The 20,904-nt window shown below is 67.1% G+C and carries 20 protein-coding genes; 13 read left to right on the forward strand and 7 right to left on the reverse strand.

Annotated elements, in window-relative coordinates:
• Positions 1 to 7 precede the first annotated feature (7 nt).
• From GPA25_RS17170 to GPA25_RS17220, 11 genes are all read left to right on the forward strand, one after another.
• Positions 8 to 1,189, forward strand: coding sequence for a CaiB/BaiF CoA transferase family protein (locus GPA25_RS17170; RefSeq protein WP_169261633.1), 1,182 nt, complete (start codon positions 8 to 10; stop codon positions 1,187 to 1,189).
• A gap of 30 nt (positions 1,190 to 1,219) precedes the next feature.
• Complete coding sequence (locus GPA25_RS17175; RefSeq protein ID WP_169261634.1) at positions 1,220 to 2,428, forward strand: CoA transferase; 1,209 nt, start codon at positions 1,220 to 1,222, stop codon at positions 2,426 to 2,428.
• 29 nt (positions 2,429 to 2,457) lie between these two features.
• Complete coding sequence (locus GPA25_RS17180; protein ID WP_169261635.1) at positions 2,458 to 3,378, forward strand: enoyl-CoA hydratase-related protein; 921 nt, start codon at positions 2,458 to 2,460, stop codon at positions 3,376 to 3,378.
• A gap of 13 nt (positions 3,379 to 3,391) precedes the next feature.
• Positions 3,392 to 4,555, forward strand: a complete 1,164-nt coding sequence (locus GPA25_RS17185; protein WP_169261636.1) for a thiolase C-terminal domain-containing protein — start codon at positions 3,392 to 3,394, stop codon at positions 4,553 to 4,555.
• A gap of 23 nt (positions 4,556 to 4,578) precedes the next feature.
• Positions 4,579 to 5,010 (forward strand): Zn-ribbon domain-containing OB-fold protein, encoded by a 432-nt coding sequence (locus GPA25_RS17190; protein ID WP_169261637.1) that lies wholly within the window; start codon positions 4,579 to 4,581, stop codon positions 5,008 to 5,010.
• A gap of 22 nt (positions 5,011 to 5,032) precedes the next feature.
• Positions 5,033 to 5,812, forward strand: a complete 780-nt coding sequence (locus GPA25_RS17195; RefSeq protein ID WP_169261638.1) for an enoyl-CoA hydratase-related protein — start codon at positions 5,033 to 5,035, stop codon at positions 5,810 to 5,812.
• Positions 5,813 to 5,844: 32 nt separating this feature from the next.
• Positions 5,845 to 6,819 (forward strand): amidohydrolase family protein, encoded by a 975-nt coding sequence (locus GPA25_RS17200; RefSeq protein ID WP_169261639.1) that lies wholly within the window; start codon positions 5,845 to 5,847, stop codon positions 6,817 to 6,819.
• A 14-nt stretch (positions 6,820 to 6,833) separates the two neighbouring features.
• Positions 6,834 to 7,556: an EthD domain-containing protein gene (locus GPA25_RS17205; protein WP_169261640.1), complete on the forward strand. Its 723-nt coding sequence runs from the start codon at positions 6,834 to 6,836 to the stop codon at positions 7,554 to 7,556.
• Positions 7,557 to 7,578: 22 nt separating this feature from the next.
• A complete protein-coding gene (locus GPA25_RS17210) occupies positions 7,579 to 8,757 on the forward strand; it encodes an MFS transporter (RefSeq protein ID WP_246265798.1) in 1,179 nt (392 codons plus the stop codon).
• 126 nt (positions 8,758 to 8,883) lie between these two features.
• Entirely contained in the window at positions 8,884 to 9,402 is a 519-nt protein-coding gene (locus tag GPA25_RS17215) for a nitroreductase/quinone reductase family protein (RefSeq protein ID WP_169261642.1), read from the forward strand.
• A gap of 92 nt (positions 9,403 to 9,494) precedes the next feature.
• Positions 9,495 to 11,492: an oxidoreductase gene (locus GPA25_RS17220; RefSeq protein WP_169261643.1), complete on the forward strand. Its 1,998-nt coding sequence runs from the start codon at positions 9,495 to 9,497 to the stop codon at positions 11,490 to 11,492.
• Between the two features lie 73 nt (positions 11,493 to 11,565).
• On the opposite strand, the gene GPA25_RS17225 is transcribed toward GPA25_RS17220, so the two are convergent.
• Positions 11,566 to 12,483, reverse strand: coding sequence for a LysR substrate-binding domain-containing protein (locus GPA25_RS17225; protein WP_169261644.1), 918 nt, complete (start codon positions 12,481 to 12,483; stop codon positions 11,566 to 11,568).
• Between the two features lie 135 nt (positions 12,484 to 12,618).
• Between GPA25_RS17225 and rnk the strand changes: the two genes are divergently transcribed.
• Positions 12,619 to 13,011: a nucleoside diphosphate kinase regulator gene (gene rnk / locus GPA25_RS17230; protein WP_169261645.1), complete on the forward strand. Its 393-nt coding sequence runs from the start codon at positions 12,619 to 12,621 to the stop codon at positions 13,009 to 13,011.
• Positions 13,012 to 13,095: 84 nt separating this feature from the next.
• Here the strand turns inward: rnk and ycaC are convergent, their stop codons facing one another.
• Together ycaC and GPA25_RS17240 are read right to left on the reverse strand one after the other, a co-directional pair.
• Complete coding sequence (gene ycaC / locus GPA25_RS17235; protein ID WP_169261646.1) at positions 13,096 to 13,722, reverse strand: isochorismate family cysteine hydrolase YcaC; 627 nt, start codon at positions 13,720 to 13,722, stop codon at positions 13,096 to 13,098.
• A gap of 31 nt (positions 13,723 to 13,753) precedes the next feature.
• Complete coding sequence (locus tag GPA25_RS17240; protein WP_169261647.1) at positions 13,754 to 14,620, reverse strand: pirin family protein; 867 nt, start codon at positions 14,618 to 14,620, stop codon at positions 13,754 to 13,756.
• Positions 14,621 to 14,715: 95 nt separating this feature from the next.
• Here GPA25_RS17240 and GPA25_RS17245 point away from each other — a divergent pair, with 95 nt between their 5' ends.
• On the forward strand, positions 14,716 to 15,609 hold the full coding sequence (locus GPA25_RS17245) for a LysR family transcriptional regulator (protein ID WP_169261648.1): 894 nt from the start codon (positions 14,716 to 14,718) through the stop codon (positions 15,607 to 15,609).
• 70 nt (positions 15,610 to 15,679) lie between these two features.
• Here the strand turns inward: GPA25_RS17245 and GPA25_RS17250 are convergent, their stop codons facing one another.
• Genes GPA25_RS17250 through GPA25_RS17265 form a run of 4 tightly spaced genes read right to left on the reverse strand, consistent with a single transcriptional unit; the run spans position 15,680 to position 20,817 of the window.
• Positions 15,680 to 16,936 carry a CaiB/BaiF CoA transferase family protein gene (locus GPA25_RS17250; protein ID WP_169261649.1) on the reverse strand — a complete coding sequence of 419 codons (1,257 nt, stop codon included), beginning with the start codon at positions 16,934 to 16,936 and terminating at the stop codon, positions 15,680 to 15,682.
• 28 nt (positions 16,937 to 16,964) lie between these two features.
• The gene (locus GPA25_RS17255) at positions 16,965 to 19,388 is read right to left on the reverse strand and encodes a xanthine dehydrogenase family protein molybdopterin-binding subunit (RefSeq protein WP_169261650.1); all 2,424 of its coding nucleotides are present in this window, start codon (positions 19,386 to 19,388) and stop codon (positions 16,965 to 16,967) included.
• 24 nt (positions 19,389 to 19,412) lie between these two features.
• Complete coding sequence (locus GPA25_RS17260; RefSeq protein WP_169261651.1) at positions 19,413 to 19,907, reverse strand: (2Fe-2S)-binding protein; 495 nt, start codon at positions 19,905 to 19,907, stop codon at positions 19,413 to 19,415.
• Between the two features lie 34 nt (positions 19,908 to 19,941).
• The gene (locus GPA25_RS17265) at positions 19,942 to 20,817 is read right to left on the reverse strand and encodes an FAD binding domain-containing protein (protein WP_169261652.1); all 876 of its coding nucleotides are present in this window, start codon (positions 20,815 to 20,817) and stop codon (positions 19,942 to 19,944) included.
• Positions 20,818 to 20,904: the final 87 nt, after the last annotated feature.

A 20,904-nucleotide genomic window follows, 5' to 3' on the forward strand; every position in this document is an offset into this window, starting at 1 on the left:
ACGTCCGATGAGCCGCGCTCTCGATGATGTTGTCGTACTCGACCTGACCCGCCAGTTCGCTGCCGCGTTGTCGGCAGCCTTCCTCGCCGACTTCGGCGCGCGGGTGATCCGGCTCGACGTGCCGCCCGTGCGCGTGGCGACCGACGGGCGCTGGAACCACGAGGCCGACCTGATCCACCGCAACAAGGAAAGCATCGCCCTCGATCCCACGCATGCGAGCGGGCTCGCATTGCTGAAGGCGCTCGTCGGCGAGGCCGACGTGATCGTCACCGACTGGCAGCGCGAGGAGCTTGCGGCGGTCGGTATCGACTATGCGGGCGCGTGCGCGCTGCGGCCCGACATCGTGTTCGGGCGCATTTCCGGTTTCGGCCCGGTGGGCCCGGATGCCGACCTGCCCGCGATCGACGAACTGGCGGCGGCGCGCACCGGCATGATGCCGATCCTGCCGCAGCCCGGGCAGCCGCCGATCTACACCGGCGCCGGCGCGATGCACGCGACGGTGATGCTGGCCTTCGGCGTGGTGACCGCGCTGATGCACCGGCAGGCATCGGGCGAGGGGCAGGAGGTGGATGTGTCGCTCTTCGGCGCCAACATGTACGGCGCCGCGCTCGACATCCAGGCCTTCCTCGCGATCGGGGAGGGCGAGCGCTTCCTGAATCCGATTTCGCGCCTCGACGTGTCGAACCCGATGTCCGGCTCGCTCTATCCAAGTGCCGACGGGCGCTGGGTGACGCTGACGATGCCGGATACCGACCGCTGGTGGCCGGAGTTCTCGGCCGCCGTCGGCATCGCTGCGGACGACTCGCGCTTCGATACGCACGACAAGCGTACCGAGACGAACCGGCTGGAGCTGATCCGCGAACTCGAGGCGGCCTTCCTGCGGCAATCCGGCAGCCACTGGCGCGCCGTGTTCCAGGAAAAGCAGATGTCGGCGGACGTGATCGAACAGTTCGACTATCCGGCCAACGATCCGCAGGTACTCGCGAACCGCTACATCCTCGAACTGGATCACCCCAGCTTCGGGCGCGTGAAGAGCCTCGGCTTTCCGATCTTCCTCAGCGACAGCCCGGCGCGCCTCGAACGGCTCGCTCCCTGCGTCGGCCAGCACGGCGATCAGATCCTGCACGAGCTGCTCGGCTATCCGGCAGAAACCATCCAGAAGCTCCGCGCCGACGGCGCGGTGGCCTGACGAACCCAGCAGCGCGAACGGAGAACGCTCGTGGCGAAAGCACTCGAAGGCATACGGGTCATCGACCTCACCGTGTGGTTCCAGGGGCCGGTGTCGGCGCAGTTCCTCGCCGACTTCGGCGCGGAGGTCATCAAGGTGGAGCGGCCGCAGGGCGGCGACCAGGGGCGCGGCGTGCGCTCGATCAAGTCGCTGCCGGTCGGCGACTGGAACCAGTACTTCCTCGTCATCAACCGCAACAAGAAGAGCATCGCGATCGACCTCAAGACGGAGGCCGGGCGCGCGATCCTGTATCGCATGGTGGCGAAGTCCGACGTGTTCCTGTCGAACCTCGCGCCCGAGATGCTGGAGGGCTGGGGGCTGTCGTACGAGAAGCTGACGTCGATCAACCCGCAGATCGTCTATGCGACGAATACCGGCTACGGGCGCTTCGGCGGGGCGTCGAAGCCCTCGTTCGACATGACGGTGCAGGCGCTCACCGGGGCGATGGCGCGGCTCGGCGAGCCGGGCGAGCCGCCGGTGTACCTCGGCATGGGCTCGGGCGACGCCTACGGCGGCATCATGTCCGCGCTCGGCATCGTGCTCGCGCTGTACCAGCGGCGCCGCACCGGTCGCGGGCAGTACCTGGACGCCTCGCTCTACGGCGCGCAGCTCTTCCTTGCCGCGCCGTACCTGCAGTCCTTCCTCGCCGGCAATCGCGACGCGGCCCTGCAGCATTCGCGCAAGCAGGTCGAGAACCCGCTGTGGAACCTGTACCCGACCGCCGGGAAATGGATCTACCTGTGCGAGGCGAACGACGACGCGCGCTTCGCCGCACTGTGCCGCGCACTCGACGTGCCTTCGCTGCATGCCGATGCGCGCTTCGCGACCAGCGCCCTGCGCGCGCAGCACAACGAGGCGCTGATCGCGGCCATCGAATCGCTGACGCTGCGGTACGACCACCAGGCGCTGATGACGGCCTTCGTCGCCGAAGCGGTCGTCGCCAGCCCGGTGAACAACCTCGCCGACGTCGTGCGCGACGAGCAGGCCTGGCGCAACAACTACTTCATGAAGGCGTACTGCGAGGAGGTGCAGCGCGAGGTCGATGTGCGCGGCCTGCCCGTGACGCTGTCGAAGACGCCCGGCGAGATCAACTGCCTGGGCCCGCAACTGGGCCAGGACACCGAACTGCTGCTGATGGACCTGCTCGGCTACGAGTGGGACGAGATCGAGGCGCTCAAGGCGCAGCGCGCCATTCCGTGACGCCCGGTCCGCATGTGGAGACGAAACCGATGAAGAACGAACCGATGGCCGCTTCGGCCTGGAGCGACTGGGTGCCTGTGGAGGGTGACGGCCTCGACGATTTCGCCGAGATTCTCTACGAGAAGAAATTCCACCGCGACCACGGCGGCGGCGTCGCGCGCATCTCGCTGAACAAGCCCGAGAAGATGAACACGCTGACGCTCGCGACCGTCGACGAGATGTTCCGCGCCTTCTACGACGCCAACCACGACCCCGCCATCGGCGTGATCGTCGTCGCCGGCAAGGGCAAGCACTTCGGCGCCGGTGGCGATGTCGAGTGGGAGCGCTGGGGCCTGCGCGAGGCCTTCTACAACCGTTACCCGCACAACCGCCTGATGCGCCTGTCGCGCAAGCCGATCATCGCGCAGGTGCAGGGCTACTGCATCGCCGGCCACAACCACATGGCCTATTGCTGCGACTTCACGATCGCCGCCGACAACGCCATCTTCGGCCAGGCGGGGCCGCGCGTGTCCTCGCCCGCCGACGGCTTCTTCGTGCCTTACCTGACCAAGGTCGTCGGTGCCAAGAAGGCGCGCGAGATGTGGATGCTGTGCCGCAAGTACAAGGCCCCCGAGGCGCTGCAGATGGGTCTCGTCAACACGGTCGTGCCGCTCGCCGAGTTGGAGGCGGAGGTGGACCGCTGGTGCGAGGAGCTGCTGGCCGTCAGCCCGGGCTGCCTGGAGGTGCTGAAGGCGGCCTTCGACCAGGAGATGGACGGCTACAAGGAATCCTGCGTGACCTCCGCCGCGATGTACCCGGACTGGTTCGACATGCCCGAGGGGAAGGAGGGCGGCGCGGCCTTCCTCGCCAAGCGCAAGTCGCAGTTCTGGAGCATCCGCCGCCGCGACGCCGAGGCGCGGCGCGAGCTGCTCGCCGAGTACGAGGCACAGCAGCCGGCCGTGCCGGACTGAGCGGGGCCGACGCATGTTCAAGGACAAGGCCTGCATCGTCGGCATCGGCGAAACCCCGTTCTGCCGCAAGCCCGGCTCGGGGCTCAGCGAGATGGGCATCCAGCTCAAGGCCGCCGTCGCGGCGCTCGAGGATGCGGGGCTGAAGGCCGCCCAGATCGACGGCATCCTGCCCTTCCCGAACGTCGGCAAGGCCGAGGCCTTCGCCGCGAGCCTGGGTTGCGAGAACCTGCGCTTCGCGGCGACGCTGCACGTGGGCGGGGCCGCACCGGTCGCGTCGCTGCGCATGGCGGCGATGGCGGTGAGCAGCGACGCGGCCGACTACGTGCTGGTGCCCGGCGGCTGGAACGGTTTCTCCGGTGCGCGCGTGCGCGAGACCGCCGCGAACGACGTCGACTCCATTCCGGGCGGCGCGATCGCGCGCGACTTCTACATCCCCTTCGGCCTGACCGCGCCGCCGCAATGGTATGCGCTGATGGCCCGACGCCACATGCACGAGTACGGCACCACCGCCGAGCAGTTCGGGGCGGTCGCGCTCGCGATGCGCAAACACGCGCAACTGAATCCCGCGGCGCTGATGCACGGTAAGCCGCTGACGATGGCCGACTACCTCGCCTCGCCGATGATCGCCTCGCCCTACCGGCTGCTCGACTGCTGCGTCGAGACCGACGGCGCGGCGGCCTTTATCGTTACCAGCGTCGAGCGTGCGCGCGACCTGAGGCAGAAGCCCGTCTACGTCATGGGCGCGGCAGCGGGCCAGCCGTATCCGGCCGACGAGATCACCAACCGCGCCGACTTCCATCGCACCGGCCTTACGACCGCCGCGCCCGAAGCCTTCCGCATGGCCGGCGTCGCGCCGGCGGACGCCGATTTCGCGCAGATCTACGACTGCTTCACCTTCGAGGTCATCCAGCAGCTCGAGGAGGCCGGCTTCTGCAAGCGCGGCGAGGGTGGGGCCTTTGTCGAGAACGGCGGCATCGAACTCGGCGGCCGGCTGCCGGTGAATACGCATGGCGGCTTGCTTTCGCAGGCGCACGTGCTGGGCATTTCGCACGTCGTCGAGGCCGTGCGCCAGCTGCGCGGCGAGGCCGGTGCCCGGCAGGTCGCGGATGCCGAGATCGGCGTCGTGACCGGCTGGGGCGATTTCGGCGACGGCAGCATCGCCATCCTGCGGCGCTAGCGAACAAAAGTCGGAGTCATGCAATGAGCGAACAGACCAAACCGTACGACAAACCGCTTCCCACCCTCACGGGCCTGCATGGCGAGTTCTACGCCTGGTGTCGCGACCGCGAGCTGCGCTTCCAGCGCTGCACCGGTTGCGGCCGTTACCGCCACGTCCCGCGCGACATCTGCGCGCACTGCAGTTCGATGGAATGGGAATGGGCGCGCTCCGGCGGGCGCGGCACGGTGTTTACCTGGACCGAAGTGGTCCGCGCGCTGCATCCCGCCTTTGCCGACGCCACGCCGTACGCGCCGGTCGTCGTCGAGATGGAGGAGGGCGTGCGCCTGCTGTCGAAGGTCGTTGATTGCGCGCCGGAAGAACTGCATATCGGCATGGCCGTGGAAGTCGAGTTCCAGCAGATCGGCGACGCGCTGACCCTGCCCGTATTTCGCCGCGCCCGGCGCGTGCAATAACCATCACAAAGGGGACACAGACATGGGCCTGAACCTGCCCGCAAGCCTGAGCTACGAAAAGCGCGGCCGCATCGCGATCATCACGATGAACCGCCCAGAGGCGATGAACTCGCTGACGAAGGAGATGCTGATCGGCCTGGAGGCCGCCTTCGACGATTTCAACAAGGACCCGGAACTGCGCTGCGCGATCTTTACCGGCGCTGGCGAGCGCGCCTTCTGCACCGGTCTCGACCTCAAGGTCGCGCTGCCGGCGCTCAACGAAGGTGACGCGCTCGGCTACGAAGACCCGGCCAAGCGCCCGTTCCAGACTGTCTACAAGCCGATCATCTGCGCAATCAATGGCGTGTGCGTCGCGGGCGGACTCGAATTCCTGCTCGGCACCGACATCCGCATCGCGGCTGAGCACGCGAAATTCGGGCTGGCCGAAGTGCGCTGGGCGGTCGTGCCGGCCGGGGGGTCGCACGTGCGCCTGCCGCAGCAGATTCCCTGGGCGATCGCGATGGAGCTGCTGCTCACCGGCAACACCATCGACGCGCAGCGCGCCTACGAGGTCGGGCTGATCAACAAGGTCGTGCCTGCGGACCGTCTCCTCGACGAGGCGCTCGCCTACGCCGAACGCATCTGCGAGAACGGCCCGCTGGCCGTGCGCACCGCGAAGGAAATCGCCCTGCGGGCGCTCAGCAACGAACCGGCCTTCGTGCTCGAAAAGACGATGTCGGCGCGCGTGTTCGCCTCGGAGGATGCGCGCGAGGGGCCGCGTGCCTTCGCCGCCAAGACCAAACCCGAATACCACGGCCGCTGAGCCGTACCGCATCCATACCAGGAGGAAGACAGATGGCCAGGGATTACTTCGTCGCACTGACCGAGTTCCACTTCATGAATCTGCAGACCATGAGCGAGATCGGTTACTACCCGGGGATGCAGCAGTTCCACGACAGCGTCAATGGCGTGCTGCGCGCCTGGGCCGGTCGCGACCTCGACAGCGAGTGGCCGCAGCCCATCGCCAGCGAGCTCATCAAGTACATGGACAAGACCAGCGTCGACGTTGCGTTCTGCCTGCGCGAGCCGATGATGGACATCACCGGCGGCGTCGTGTCGATGTCGACCAACGGCTTCATGCTGCAGCAGATCGAGCCGTATCCGGAGCGCATGTACCTGGAAGCCAACGTCGGTCCGGTCATCAAGCGCGGCATCAAGCACGCCAACTGGGAACTCGAATACCTCGTCAAGGAGCGCGGCGCCCGTCTGTGCAAGCTCTACACGCCGGAGGACGACGGCCCGCTCAACGACAAGCGCCTGTGGCCCTTCTACGAGAAAGCCGTCGAGCTGGGCGTGCCGCTGACGGTGCATACCGGCATGAGCTACGTGTGCCCGCAGCCGAGCAACCGTTGCCATCCGTCCCAACTCGACGACGTGATGCTCGACTTCCCCGACCTCAAGATCATCGCCTACCACGCCGGCTGGCCGCATTCCGAGGAGCTGATCGGCCTGTGCGGCAAGCACAAGAACCTGTACCTGAGCCTGTCGGGCATCATCGGCTGGTTCCAGCGCGCGCCGTACCGCGGCTACCACACCATCGGCACGGCGCTGCAGTGGATGAGCTCGGAAAAGATCGTGCTGGGCTTCGACCTGCCCTTTGACGACCTTGGCCGCGTGGTCGACTACATCAAGAACCTCGACATGCCCGCGGAGTTGCAGGAGAAGTGGGGGTATGCGCAGGTCACCGAGCAGGACAAGGCCAACATCCTCGGCCTCAACCTCGCGCGCCTGACCGGCATCGAACCGACCAAACGCGCACCGCTGCGCTGATCGGATCCCGCATCATGGAGAAGATCATCTACGCGCTGTGGCGCGACCCGCGCAGCGAGCGGGCCGCGTTCATCGGGCGCCTGCGCAGCGAGCTCGCGCCACGCCTGGTGGAGCTCGGTGCCCGGGGCGTGCAGCTCAATCTTTCCGATGCCGCCGCCGACGGCGCCGCGCCGACGCTGCGGGCCGTGCAGGCACCGATCGTGGCCTTCGTGTCGATCTGGGTCGATTCGGCCAACGACCCGCTGCGCAAGCCTTTCGACGAGGCGATCGGTGCTTGCGCGGCGCGTTTCGCGGCCTGGCTCGTCAGCGAATCACAGCCGATGCGCAACACCCGTTTTCCGCCGGCGGCCGGCCAGCGGACCGAAGGGTTTGCGCAGATGGCATTGTTCCGCCGCCCGCCGCGCATCGACCGCGAATCGTGGCTGGATGTCTGGCTGGGTTCGCACACGCAGATCGCCATCGATACGCAGGACACCTTCCTGTACGTGCAGAACGTCGTCACACGCGCGCTCACGTTCGATGCGCCGCCCTGCGACGCGATCGTCGAGGAGGGCTTCCCGCCCGCCGCGTTCGGCAACCTCCAGGCCTTCTACGGAGCCGTCGGGGACGAGGAGAAATTCCAGCAGAACGTCCTGGCGATGCGCGCGAGTTGCAAGCGCTTCATCGACATGGACAAGCTCGACGTCGTGCAGACCAGCCAGTACGTCGTCCTGTCGCCGCGCTGGACGGCGGGCTGAAGCGGGCCAGGGGGGCGCGGTGATGGAGGGCCGCCTGATCGCGGTCCTGCGTGCCGCGCACATGACGCATCTGATCGATTTCATGATCATGATGCCGCTCGGCGCGTACTTCATCCGTTCCCTCGGCGCCGCGCCGTCCGATCTCGGCCGGCTCGTGTTCGCCTACACGGTGAGTGCGGGCGTTTCGGGCGTGCTCGTCAGTGGCGTCATCGACCGTTTCGATCGCCGCTCGGTGCTGCTCGCGGGGTATGGCGGCTTCACGACGTCGCTGCTGCTCACGGCGTTTGCGCCGAGCCTCGATGCACTCGTCGGCGCGCGCATCGTCGCCGGGGTGACCGGTGGCGTGCTGTCCGCCATGATCCAGGCGATGGTCGTCGAAGTCGTGCCTCCATCCTTGCGCGCCAGCGCCATCGGTCGCGTCACGACCGGTCACGCCCTGGCCGCCGTGATCGGCGTGCCTGCAGGGCTCGCGCTGGCCTCGGCGCTCGACTGGCGCAGCTCTTTCCTCGCCGTGTGGGGTCTCGCGCTGTTCGTGCTCGTCGGGATCCGGCGCCACGTGCCGTCGCTACCCGGCAAGACTGTGGTCGGGGCGCAGGGGGCGGCACCGCGCCGGCCGGGTGCCTCGCTCGTCGAACTCCGGTCCCTCGCAGGCTTCCTGCTCACCTTCGCGGTCACGTTCTCCGCCTACGCGGTCATCGCCTACATCGCGCCCTACTGGGTCGGAAACGTCGGGGTGGCCGAAGCGTGGCTGCCGCTGGTCTACCTGCTGGCCGGCGCAATGAGTTTGCACACCTCGCCCCTGGCCGGACGCCTCGCCGACCGGCATGGGCGCTTCGGCGTGTTTGCGCTCGCAACGCTGCTGTCCGTTGTCGGCATCGTGCTGGCGACCCACGCCCCGCGTCTGCCGCTCGTTCCCGCCCTCGCGCTCGGTGGCGGCTTCTTCGTCTTCATCTACGCCCGCTGGGTGCCTTGCGTCGCGATGCTGTCCGACGTGCCGCCCCCGGCCTCGCGCGGCGCCTTCCTGATGCTCAACGGCGTCACCACCCAGCTCGGCATGGGGGCGGGTGCAATCTTCAGCGGAAGCGTCATCGAACTGGAGGCGGGCGGCCGCCTGAGCGGTTTCGACACCATCGGCCTCGTCGCCGCGGCGATCTCGCTCGCAGCCATCGCGCTCGCCCGCTTCATCACCCGCAGCGGCTGAAGGGATGCCCCTCGCGATGTCCTCAAATGACATGGCAAAGGCCGGATAGGAAGCGCCGGTGCCGGGTCCGGTCCGCGCGGGTTCCCTACACTCGTCCATGGGTCGTTTCCCCAAGGAATCCGCAAAATGTCGACGCAGAATCGCGAAAATATGGTCAAGCCGGACTACATGTCCGAAGAGGAATGGCAGGCCATCAAGGATGCCACCGCATCGCTCGAACGCATCCGCGGCGACGCGAAAGCCGACGTGCAGCGCTACCTCGCCAATCCCGACGGCTGGGCCTCGGGCAAGGGGTCGCCGTCCGGCTTTCCAACGCTGCTGCTGACGGTAGTGGGCCGCAAGTCGGGCGAACAGCGCACGACGCCGCTCGTCTTCCTGCGGAACGGCGAGGACATGGTCGTCGTCGGCTCGCTTGCCGGCTATGACTCGCACCCCACCTGGTATCTCAACGTCAGCGCCAATCCCGACTGCTGGGTGCAGTGCGACCGCAACAGGATGGCGGCGGTCGCGCGCGATGCCACCGACGTTGAGCGTGCGGCGTTGTGGCCGCGCCTGACCGCACTGTTCCCGCCCTGGGGCTTCTTCCAGCAGCAGACCGATCGCCCCTTCGCGATCGTGATCCTTTCGCCGACCGGTCCCGCCTGAGCGGTTCCGTCACCCGCACCATCTTTAAGCCTCCTGACCGTGCCGGGCGCATCCGCCGGCACCGTCGCCGCAATCAAGTGGGGAAGATCGTCATGAGCAACGTCAAATTCGAACGCCTTTTCTCGCCGCTCCAGGTCGGGCCGATGCGGGTGCCGAACCGGATCTGCGAGACGACGAACACCATCAATTCGTCGATGGCGCCGGGCCTGATCGACGAGCACTTCATCGCCCACCATGGCGCCAAGGCGAAGGGCGGCACCGGCTGGATCGGCAGCGAGACCTGGCTCCTCGATGTACCGCTTCCGCCGGGTGCGCCCGACGAGATCTCCCTGCGCGGGGGCTTCGGTTGCCACTTCGCGTCCTACCAGAACCCTGCATTCGTGGAGGGCTGGACCCGGTTCGTGAATGAAATGCACGGCCATGGCTCGGTCGTGGTCGTGCAGCTCACCCACCTGAATGCGCTGTGGGCACCGTCGCCCGTGCCGGTGGTCGGGGCGCAGGACTACACGCCTCACGTGCTCGGCGAGACGGAAATCGAGTTCCTGCTCGACAGCTACGCGGATGCCGCCGAGGTTGCAAAGAACAGCGGCGCGGACGGCATCGAGATCCACTGCGCGCACGAGACCGTCGGCTACAGCTTCCTGTCGCCCGTGACCAACCGGCGCACCGACAAATGGGGCGGCGGCCCGGCCGGGCGCGTCCGTTTCGTGGTCGAAACGCTGCGGCGCGTGCGTGAACGGGTGGGCGATTCGATCGCGCTGGGCATCCGCATCAACGGACAGGAATCGCGCGCCGGCGGCTACGACAACATGGAGCTGCGCGAGATGCTCTTCCACATCGGCGAAACCGGCCTGCTCGATTTCGTCGATCTCGACGTCGGCCACTGCTGGGGGGCGCCGTCCTACGTGCCCTCGTCCTACCATCCGCACGCCGAATACCGCGAATTCGGCAAGGCCGCGCGCGCCGACCTCGCAGACCTCGACGCGAAGATCGCCGTGCTGTTCACCGGCCGCATCAACGACCCCGTCCTCGCCGAGGAGCTGATCAAGGGCGGCTACTGCGACCTGGTGGGCATGGTGCGCGCCGGCATCGCGGACCCCGAGTTCGCCAACAAGGCCCGCGAAGGCCGCCTGGGCGAAATCCGCCGCTGCATCGGCTGTACGCGCTGCATCGACGAGGCATCCGAACCGCTGACCATTCCGTACACACCCACCTGTTCGATCAACCCGATGATCGGCAACGAATTGCGCTGGGAGACCGAATTCCGCCCGACCGCGAAATCGAAACACGTGTTGGTCGTGGGCGGCGGTGCCGCGGGCTGCGAGGCGGCGCGTGTCGCCGCGATGCGCGGCCACAAGGTCACCTTGCTGGAGCAAGGCAAGCGCCTCGGCGGACAACTCCTCCTCGCCGCCAAGGCCCCGGGGCGCGACTCGTTCGAGGACCAGATCTACTTCGAGGAAAACGCCCTCGCGCGCCTCGGTGTCGACGTGCGCCTCGAAAGCGCCGCCGACATCGCCGCCATCAAGGCGCTGTCACCCGACGCCGTCGTCGTCGCCACCGGCTCGCTGCCGCGCGTCCCCGACGAAGTCCTTGGCATCCACCTGCCGCACGTCGTGCAGGGCTGGGACGTGCTGCGCGGCAAGGCCGTCACCGGCGAGCGCGTCGCCATCATCTCGCAGGAGGACTACTACCAGACCCCCTGCATCGCCGAATACCTCGCCGAACGCGGCAAGCAGGTCGAGATCTTCCACAAGTCGGTGCACCTCGCCACGGAGGTGGCGCGCTACTCGATCGGGATGGTGCTCAAACGCATGGAAAGTTGCGGCGTGAAGGTCCACCCCAACCTGATTCTCAAGGAAATCCACCCCGACGCGCTCGAATTCATCTCGGCGTGGGGTGGCAAGACCTATCGCGAGGAAGGCTTCGACAGCGTCGTGCTGGCTTACGGCTCGGTGCAGCAGCCGCAACTCTATGAGCAGCTCAAGGCCGAAGGTGACATCCCCGAAGTCTTTCTGGCCGGCTCCGCGTGGGTGCCGCGTCGGCTGGCGGAGGCAACTCGGCACGGAGCCAGCATCGGCCTGATTATCTGACCCAGGCCATAGTCATACTGCATCGGCGGTCCGCGCGGTTACATGAGGGGGCGAAAGCGGAGGACCGGATTTGCTACGCTACGGCTTCCTGTCGGTCCCAGTAGGGCTCGGTGCCGAACCGGGCGCTCAGGAATTCAATGAAAGCACGGACCTTCAGGGGCAGATGCCGGTCGGGTAGATGGACTGCGTGGAGAAAACGCTCGACCGGCCCGTAACCCGGCAGGACCTCGACCAGCCCTCCGGCCTGAAGGTCTTTACCGACGATGAAGGTCGGCAGCAGCGCTAGCCCCAGTCCGCCCAGGACGGCCTGGGACAGCGCCTCGTCGTCATTGATCCGCAAGGTTCCGGAAACGGGTATCGAGGCATCGCCATCGGGCCCCTTGAGATGCCAGAACCCTTGTGTATTCAAGTAGGTGTAATCGAGACAGTTGTGTCGAATCAGGTCGTCCGGAGTTAACGGTATGCCGTGCTTGGCCAGATAGCGCGGACTGGCGCAGATCTTTCGACGAATTGGCGCCAGGCGGCGCGCCACCAGGTTGAGCGCGGGCTCTGTCGTGATGCGCAGGGCGATGTCGTAACCTTCATCGACCAGATCGACGATGCGGTCGCTGATCGTCATGTCCACCGAAATATCCGGGTACTGCGCCATGAAATCGGCCAGGGCCGGGGCGATATGCAGCGTGCCAAAGGCAACCGAGGCACTGATCTTCAACTTGCCGCGCGGCTCCATGTGCAGACGGCTGATCGTGCTGTCGGCCAGTGCCAGCTCGTCGAGAATCCGGTCGCAGTGTTCGAAATACGCCTCTCCCACCTCGGTCAGGCTCAGCCGGCGGGTGCTTCGTTGCAGTAAGCGCACGCCCAGTTTCGTCTCGAGGCGACTGACTGATTTGCTCACCAGGGATTTCGAGACACCGAGGCGCTTGGCCGCGTCGGAGAAGCTCTTCGCTTTGACGACCTGGGCGAAGACGAGCATGTCGTTGATGTCGTGCACGTTTCTCCTTTACTGTTTCCAGTATGGAAACAGTTTTGTGCCCGCCGAAGGGCTTATCAATCGTCATTCTCGAACCTATCATGGTGTCACCATCGGCATAAGGCGCCGCTCTGACCCCGGAGTTGAGGAGAAGATATGCAAGATACTAACATTGTCGTCAGCGACATCGATTTTGTGCGCCTGATGGCGATACAGCCCTCACCGGCGCTGCGCGCAGAACTGGAGCGGGCGATTGTGATTCCAACGGAATCAATCCGGACGGATGTCGTCACGATGAACTCGCGCGTTCATTATCGCGACGAGAAAACCGGCGTCGACCGTGACGTGAAAATCGTGTTTCCGGAAGACGCCGACATCGCGCAGGGGAAGGTTTCCGTTCTGGCGCCGGTCGGCGCAGCCCTGATTGGTCTCAGTGTGGGGCAATCGATCGATTGGGACTTTCCCGATGGCACGGTGCGCTGCCTGACCGTTATCGCAGTCGATCAGTCCGGTAGCGGTAATGCACCCGGCGGCACCCGGCAGCACTGACCGATTTGGCGGCAAAAAAACGGAGCGTGTACCCCCGGCCTCTGTGGTGACGAGGCACCCCGGTCGCCCGGGGCGCCTGAACACTTACTTGCTGCGCTGCACCGTGGTGTAGCTGTTGATCAGGTTGCGATAGTCGGGGATGTGGTTCGCGAACAGCGTCCCCAGGCCCTCGATGTCGTTGCGCCAGTCGCGGTGCAGCTCGCAGGCGATGCCGAACCACGTCATCAGTTGCGCGCCCGCGGCAGACATGCGGTCCCAGGCGGAATGGCGGGTGAGCTCGTCGAAGGTGCCGGAGGCGTCGGTGACGACGAAGACCTCGTAACCTTCTTCCAGGGCCGAGAGGGCCGGGAAGGCGACGCAGACTTCGGTGACGATGCCGGCGATGATCAGTTGCTTCTTGCCGGTCGCCTTGACGGCCTTGACGAAGTCCTCGTTGTCCCACGCGTTGATCTGGCCGGGGCGGGCGATGTAGGGGGCTTCCGGGAAGGTCTCCTTGAGCTCGGTCATCAGCGGGCCGTTGGGACCGTTCTCGAAGCTGGTCGTCAGGATGGTCGGCAGCTTGAAGTACTTGGCCAGGTCGGCCAGCGCGAGGACGTTGTTGCGGAACTTGTCCGGTTCGATGTCGCGCACCAGCGAGGACAGCCCGGCTTGGTGGTCGACCAGCAGGACGGCGGCGTTGTTCTTGTCGAGGCGAACGTAGGGCTTGCTCATCGTGTTTCTCCTTGTTGGGGGACTGCGGGGCTTAGTGGCCGATTTGTCCGAAACGGCCGTTGTTGAAATCGTTGATAGCCTGCGCTATTTCCTGCTGCGAATTCATGACGAAGGGCCCGTAGCCGACGACGGGCTCGTTCAGCGGTTCGCCGTTGAGCAGCAGCAGCGTCGTGTCCTCGTCGACATCGAACTCCAGGCGGCTGCCGTCGCGCTCCATGACGGCCAGTTCGGCGGCGCCGACCGCATGCCCGCCACCGAGGCGGATCGCGCCACGCAGCACGAAGAGCGCCGTGGTATGTCCGGCCGGCAGATCGAATGCCGCGCGGTGGCCGGCGTTCAGGCGCAGATCCCAGACGTTCATCGGCGTGAAGGTGCGCGCCGGGCCGGTGACGTCACCGTAGCGACCGGCGATGATGCGTGCCGTGCCGGCCTCGCCGGGCAGGGGAGCTTCGGGGATGTCTCCGGCGGTGATGCCCTGGTAGCCGGGGGACGCCATCTTGTCCCGGGCCGGCAAGTTGACCCACAACTGCACCATTTCGAAGGCGCCGCCTGCGCTGGCGAATTCCGGGCTGTGGTATTCCTCATGAAGCAGGCCGGCAGCCGCCGTCATCCACTGCACGTCACCCGGGCCGATGGTGCCCCCGCCGCCCGACGAGTCGCGGTGCGAGACGCCGCCCTCGTACACGATGGTCACCGTTTCGAAGCCGCGATGCGGATGCTGGCCGACGCCGAGCTTGCGCGTCGTCGGCGGGAAACTGGCCGGGCCGGCGTAGTCCAGCATCAGGAAGGGGGAAATTTCCTCGGCGATGTCGTTGTAGGAAAAGATGCTCCTGACCGGGAAGCCGTCGCCGACCCAGTGGTTGCCGCTGCTGCGCTTGATGAATGCCAGTTTCTTCATGTCCGCTCTCCGTTGCTCGATGGCTGAACTTTAGGCGGCAGACATTCAGGGCACTAGATGGTTAAATGTGTAAATACTTTTCGATGAGATGAACAATGGATCTCAACGAAGCCGCAGTGTTCGTCAAGGTCGTGCAGGCCGGGAGCTTCAGCGCGGCGGCCCGCCTGCTGGGTTTGCCGACCTCCACGGTGAGCACCCGTGTTGCGCGGTTGGAGAAACGGCTGGGCGTGATGCTGCTGCAGCGAACGACGCGCCGCCTGCACCTGACCGATGCCGGTGCGCTGTATTACGAGCACGCCGCAACCGGACTCGGTCACTTGCTCGACGCGGAGGCAGCGGTGACGGAGTCGGCCGGCGAACCCAAGGGATTGCTGCGGGTGACGGCGCCGGCGGACATTGGCGGCTACATCCTGGCCGAGATCGTCAGGCAGCTGCGCCACCATTGCCCCAAGGTCAGCGTGGACCTGGTGCTGATGAACCAGTACGTTGATCTCGTCGCCGAAGGTATCGATGTCGCCATTCGCACCGGCCATCTCAAGGACTCGACGCTGATCGCCAGGAACGCCGGCATCGCGCGTTGGGCTACCTTTGCGAGTCCCGGTTACCTGAAATCGGCCCCGCCGCTGGACGCCCCGCAGGGCCTGCGCCATCACTGCTGCCTGCAGTTCACGCCGCTCGGCAAGGAGGCGTGGACGCTTGCGAACGACAGCGGCAGCGTCACGGTCCCGATGTGCGGGCAGGTGCTGGTCAACGACGTGCGGGTGATTCGCACGATGGCGATCGCGGGCGAAGGGGTCGCGCTGTTGCCGCGCTATCTGTGCCGTCTGGAGTGTGACGAAGGCCGGCTGGTGCGCGTGCTTCCCGAATGGCACGGAAAGACCGACCCGATCCACATCGTCTATCCGCGTCAGCGCTTCGTCCCGCCCAAGTTGCGGGTGTTTGTCGATCTGGCCGCCGAGGAATTGCGGAAATGGCTGGAGACGCCGTAACGGGCATGGTTTCCCGGGCCATGCGGGAGCGTCGAACTCGTACCCCGCAGTGCGACCTTATGCCGGCGGCTCAGCCGGAAGCTCGCGCTCGTCGTTCCTCGCGCCGCCGCAGCATCTCGGCCTTGTCGGCGGCGAGGCCTTCGCGGATGAGGGCGTCGACGTCGCCCTTGGCATAGCCCAGTTCACCGAGAATCTCGTGCGTGTGCTCGCCCTGCATGGGCGGATGGCGCCTGACCTCGCACGGGGTGCCATAAAAGCGGATGGGGACGCCGGTGACGTCGAGCCGGCCCAGTTCGGGGTGCTCGACGGGGACGATCATTCGGTTGTGCAGGATCTGCGGATCTTTCACGACGTCCTCGACTTCATTGATCGGGGCGGTGAGCACGTCGGCGGCGACGAGTTTGTCGACGAGTTCGTCGCGGTCGTACCGGCGGGTGCGTTCGGCCATCACGCGGTCGAGTTCGTCCTCGTTGGCGAGGCGCGCGTGGATGTCGTGGAAGCGCGGGTCGGTGTCCCAGTCGGCGTCGAGGGCGCGGCAGACCTTGGCGAAGAATTTTTCGCCCGGCGTGGTGATGACGACGTGCTTGCCGTCGCGGGTCGGGTAGACGCCCGAGGGGGCGAAATACAGGCTGCGGTTGCCGGTGCGCTTTGGGCGGTCGCCGGTGGTGAGCCAGGTGCCGATGGAACTGGCCTGGGCGTGCATCAGCGTGTCGAGCAGCGAGACTTCGATGCGCTGGCCTTTGCCGGTGAGATCGCGTGCGCGCAGAGCGGCGAGAGCGGCGTTGCTGACGAGGAGCGAGGTCATGACATCGACGGCGGGGAAGCCGGTGCGTACCGGCTCGCCGTCCGGGGCGCCGTTGAGCGTGAGCACGCCGGTATAGCCCTGGGCGAGGAAGTCGATGCCGGGCCGGCCGGCATAGGGGCCGTCGGGCCCGAAGGCGGTGACGCGAATCCAGATGATGTCGGGCCGGTGCTTCAGGACCTGTTCGTAGTCGAGCCCGAGCTTCGACAGGGCGGGCTCGCGGATGTTGGTGACGAGGATGTCGGCGGTGGCGGCGAGGCGGGCGAAGATGGCCTGCGCTTCCTCGCGCTGCAGGTCGAGCACGATGTCGCGCTTGCTGCGGTTGAGGCTCAGATACGGTCCGCGCTCGTCGCCGCGCTTGGGGCCGAGGTGGCGGCTTTCATCGCCGTAGTGCGATTCGATCTTGATGACGTCGGCGCCGAGGTCGCCGAGCAGCGTGGCGGCGTAGGGACCGGCGAGCATGGTCGAGAGATCGAGGACGCGGAGGCCGGCGAGCGGGCCGGCGGTGAGGTCGGTGGTGGTCATGGGCGAGAGTTGAAGTCAGGTGAGGATGTCAGGCGCACGGGCCGTGCAGGACTTTCCACAGCCGGTGCGGTGACGCGGGGGTTTCGAGGATTTCGCGGCCGAGCGGTGAGAGCGCGTCGTTGATCGCGCACAGCAGCGCGGCCGGGGTGGTGTGGATGGCGCCTTCGCCGCAGCCCTTGGCGCCGAGCGGTGCGACTGGCGAGGGCGTGACGAGGTGGTCCTTGGTCGTCATCGGCACTTCGTGGATCGTCGGCACGAGGTAGTCGACGAAGGTCGATACGAGCGGCTGGCACTGCGCGTCGTAGACGTATTCCTCGTACAGCGCCGCGCCAACGCCCTGTGCGACGCCGCCCTGGAGCTGGCCTTCCACGGACGCCGGATTGAGGCGCGTGCCGCAGTCGTCGACGATGAAGTACGCGGGGATCGTGACCTGGCCGGTGTCGCGGTCGATCTCGACCTGCACGACGTGGGTCGCGTTGGCCGCGGTGAGGTAGCTGCGGCAGCGGCCCTGGTCGTCGGGCAGGTTGCGGTTCGGTGCGGTCCACACGTAGGTGGCTTCGGGACAGGGTTCGACGCCCGGCGGCAGCAGGTCGCTGCGGGCGAGCATGACGCCGGCGACCTCCGCGACCGACATGCCGTGCTCCGGCGCGTGCTTCAGTTGCAGGCGTCCGTCGATGAGTTCGACCTGTTCCGGTTCGGCGTGCATCAGGTGCGCGACGACACGCGAGAAGGTCTGTCTGAGCTTGTCGCAGGCGCCGAGGATGGCGCCGCTCACCGCGACGCCGAGCCGGCTGCCACCCTGGCCGAAGTGCGGCATCGCGACGTCCGTCGAGGCGGTCGCGACCCTGACGCTGTTCATGTCGACGCCGAGGTAGTCGGCGACGACCTGCGCGGCGACGGTGAACTGGCCCTGGCCCTGCAGGTTGAAGCCGACCGCAACGGTGACGTTGCCGAGAATGTCCACGGCGACCTTGACGCCTTCGGGTACCCCGACGCCGGGCACGCCGACCGTGGCGTAGGCGTTCCAGTCGAAGACGCCGGGCTCGACGGTGCTGACGACGCCGATGCCGACCAGCCGGCCCTCGGCGCGGGCCTTCGCCTGTGCTTTGCGCAGGGCCTGGTAGTCGGCCATTTCCAGCACGCGGTCGTGCACGGCCGCGTAGTTGCCGCTGTCGTATTCGTTGCCGCTGGGCACGGTGTAGGGGAACTGCTCGGGCCGGATGTAGTTGCGGCGGCGCAGCTCGGCCGGATCGACGGCGAGTTCGCGCGCGGCGATGTCCATCAGCGATTCGAGCACGAGGTTGTGCGGCGGGGGCCCGTAGCCGCGGTAGGGGTAGGTCGGCGCGCGGTTGGTCGCGACCAGCGTCATGTCGTAGAACGCGGCCTCGATGCGGTAGTTGCCGGTGAAGGCGGCGAGCGGCTTGGCGGCCGAGATCGTGCCGTAGCCTTCGGCGCCGGCGCCCTGATCGTCGACGAGGCGCACGCGGAAGCCGGTGACCGTGCCGTCGGCCTTCACGGCGAGCGCGGCCTCGTAGTAGCGGTCCCACGACTGCCCGCCGCCGGCGAGCAGGTATTCGATGCGGTCTTCGATGTACTTCACCGGACGGCCGTTGGTCTTGCGCGACAGCAGCGCGGCGATGTCGGTGCCGCGCGGGCCGCCCTTGCCGCCGAAACCGCCACCCTGCGCGTGGCTGATGACCTTGACCTTGTTGGCCGGCAGCTTCAGCGAGGCGGCGCGGCCGAGCGCCATGAAGCGCGGCGTCTGGTAGGCGCCGCGGCAGGTGAGGCTGTTGTCGGCGAGGTCCCACTGGCAGATGCAGCCGAAGGTCTCGGTGGGGTTGGCGCCGACGCGGTTCCAGCGGAATTTGCGGCTCACGACGCGATCGGCCTCGGCGAACACGCGGTCGATGTCGCCCCAGGTGTAGCTGCGGCTCTGGATGACGTTGGTGCCGCGGTCCTCGAAGACGAGCGGCGCGCCGGGCGCCATGGCTTCGTCGGGATTGGCGACGGGGGGGAGCAGCTCGTATTCGACCTGCACGAGTTCGAGCGCGTCTTCGGCGATGTAGCGGCTTGCCGCGGCCACGGCGACGACGGGCTCGCCGACGAAGCGCACCTTGCCGACTGCCATGCAATAGTTGCCCCAGCCTTCTGGCGCGGTGATGCCGGGCGCGCACCAGCGGGCGACGTCGTCGCCGGTGAGCACGGCCTCGACGCCTTCGAGCGACAGTGCAGCGGTGGTGTCGATCGAGACGATGCGGGCGTGCGGGTGCGGGCTGCGCAGGATGGCACAGTGGAGCATGCCGGGCAGCGACAGGTTGTCGATGAATTCGACGGTGCCGGACACCAGCGCCGGGTCTTCGATGCGCTTGACCGCCTTGCCGACGAAACGCGGCGCGGTGGTCGGCAGTTGGTCGGGACGGGTGGGGATTTCGATCGCCATGAGGGGTCGCATTGGGTCGCCTTGGTTGTCCGTGGGTCAGGCGTCCTGCGCGGTGCGCAGCCGGCTCGCGGCGAGGCGCACCGAGTCGAGGATGCCTTGGTAGCCGGTGCAGCGGCACAGGTTGCCGCCGAGGGCTTCCTTGATTTCGTCGTCGCTCGGCGAGGGGTTTTCGTTGAGCAGTTCCAGCGTCGTCATCATGAAGCCGGGCGTGCAGAAGCCGCATTGCAGGCCGTGGGCGTCGACGAATGATTGCTGGATCGGGTGCAGATGGCCCGTTTCGCGGTTGCGCAGGCCTTCGACAGTGGTGATGCTGGCGCCGTCGGCCTGCACCGCGAGGGTGAGGCAGGAGCGCGCGGAGCGGCCGTCGATGAGGATCGTGCAGGCGCCGCAGATGCCGTGCTCGCAGCCGACGTGCGTGCCGCCGAGATGCAGTTCGTGGCGCAGGAAGTCGGCCAGCGTGAGGCGCGCTTCGACCTCGCGCACGTAGGGCGTGCCATTGACGGTCACGCGGATCTGTTGCTTCGTCGTCATCGGGGGCCTCGCGGTTCGGGTTGGGTGGGCGGTGTCAGCGGGCGCGCGCGGCGGCGTCGACCAGCGTGCGTTCGACGAGGACGCCGACGAGGTGGCGGCGGTAGTCGGCCGAGGCGTGGATGCAGCTCATCGGCTCGGCGAGCGAGGCGGCGGCGATTGCGCCGACGCGGGCGAAGGTCGCCGCGTCGGGGCGCTGGTCGATCACCGCGTCTTCAGCGGCGCCAAGGCGAACGGCCGTCGCGTCCACGCCGAAGGCGGCGATGCGGGCGTCCGCGCACACGCCGCCCGACAGGCGCAGCGTCACCGCGACGCCCGCTAGGGCGAGGTCGCCGTTGCGCCGCGACAGCTCGCGGATCGCCCAGCCCGTGCCGGCAGGCAGCACCGGCATGCGCACTTCGGTCAGGATTTCGCCCGCTTCGAGGGCGGTGGTCATGTAGGTGACGAAGAACTCGTCGGCGGGGATGAGGCGTTCGCCGTCGGGGCCCACCGCGCGCATCTGCATGTCCAGCACGAGCGCGACCGCGGGGTATTCCGAGGCGGGATCGGCATGCGCGAAGGAGCCGCCGACCGAGCCGCGGTTGCGGATCTGGCGGTGGCCGACGAGCTGCGTGGCGGCGTGGAACAGCGGCTGGCGTTCGCGGACGAGCGCCGATTCCTCGGCCGCGCGCTTGGTCGCCATCGCGCCGATGGCGATCGTGCCGTCTGCTTCGGTGATGTGGTCGAGGCCCGCGACGCGGCGCAGGTCGACCAGCGCATCGGGGCGCGCGACGCGCATCGCCAGCATCGGCATCAGGCTCTGTCCGCCGGCCAGGATCTTGGCGTCGCAGCCTTCGCCGTCGAGCTTCGCCAGGAGGGCCACGGCCTCGGGCAGCGTCTGCGGCGCGTAATAGTCGAACGATGCCGGTTTCATTGCAGGTTCCTGTTCGTCGGGGGTGTCCGTATGCGACCGAATCTATGCCTGGCGCGCGATACCCGCATCACCAATACGGGTTATCGG

The sequence above is a fragment of the Aromatoleum diolicum genome, from assembly GCF_012910955.1.
GTDB classification, from domain to species: domain Bacteria; phylum Pseudomonadota; class Gammaproteobacteria; order Burkholderiales; family Rhodocyclaceae; genus Aromatoleum; species Aromatoleum diolicum.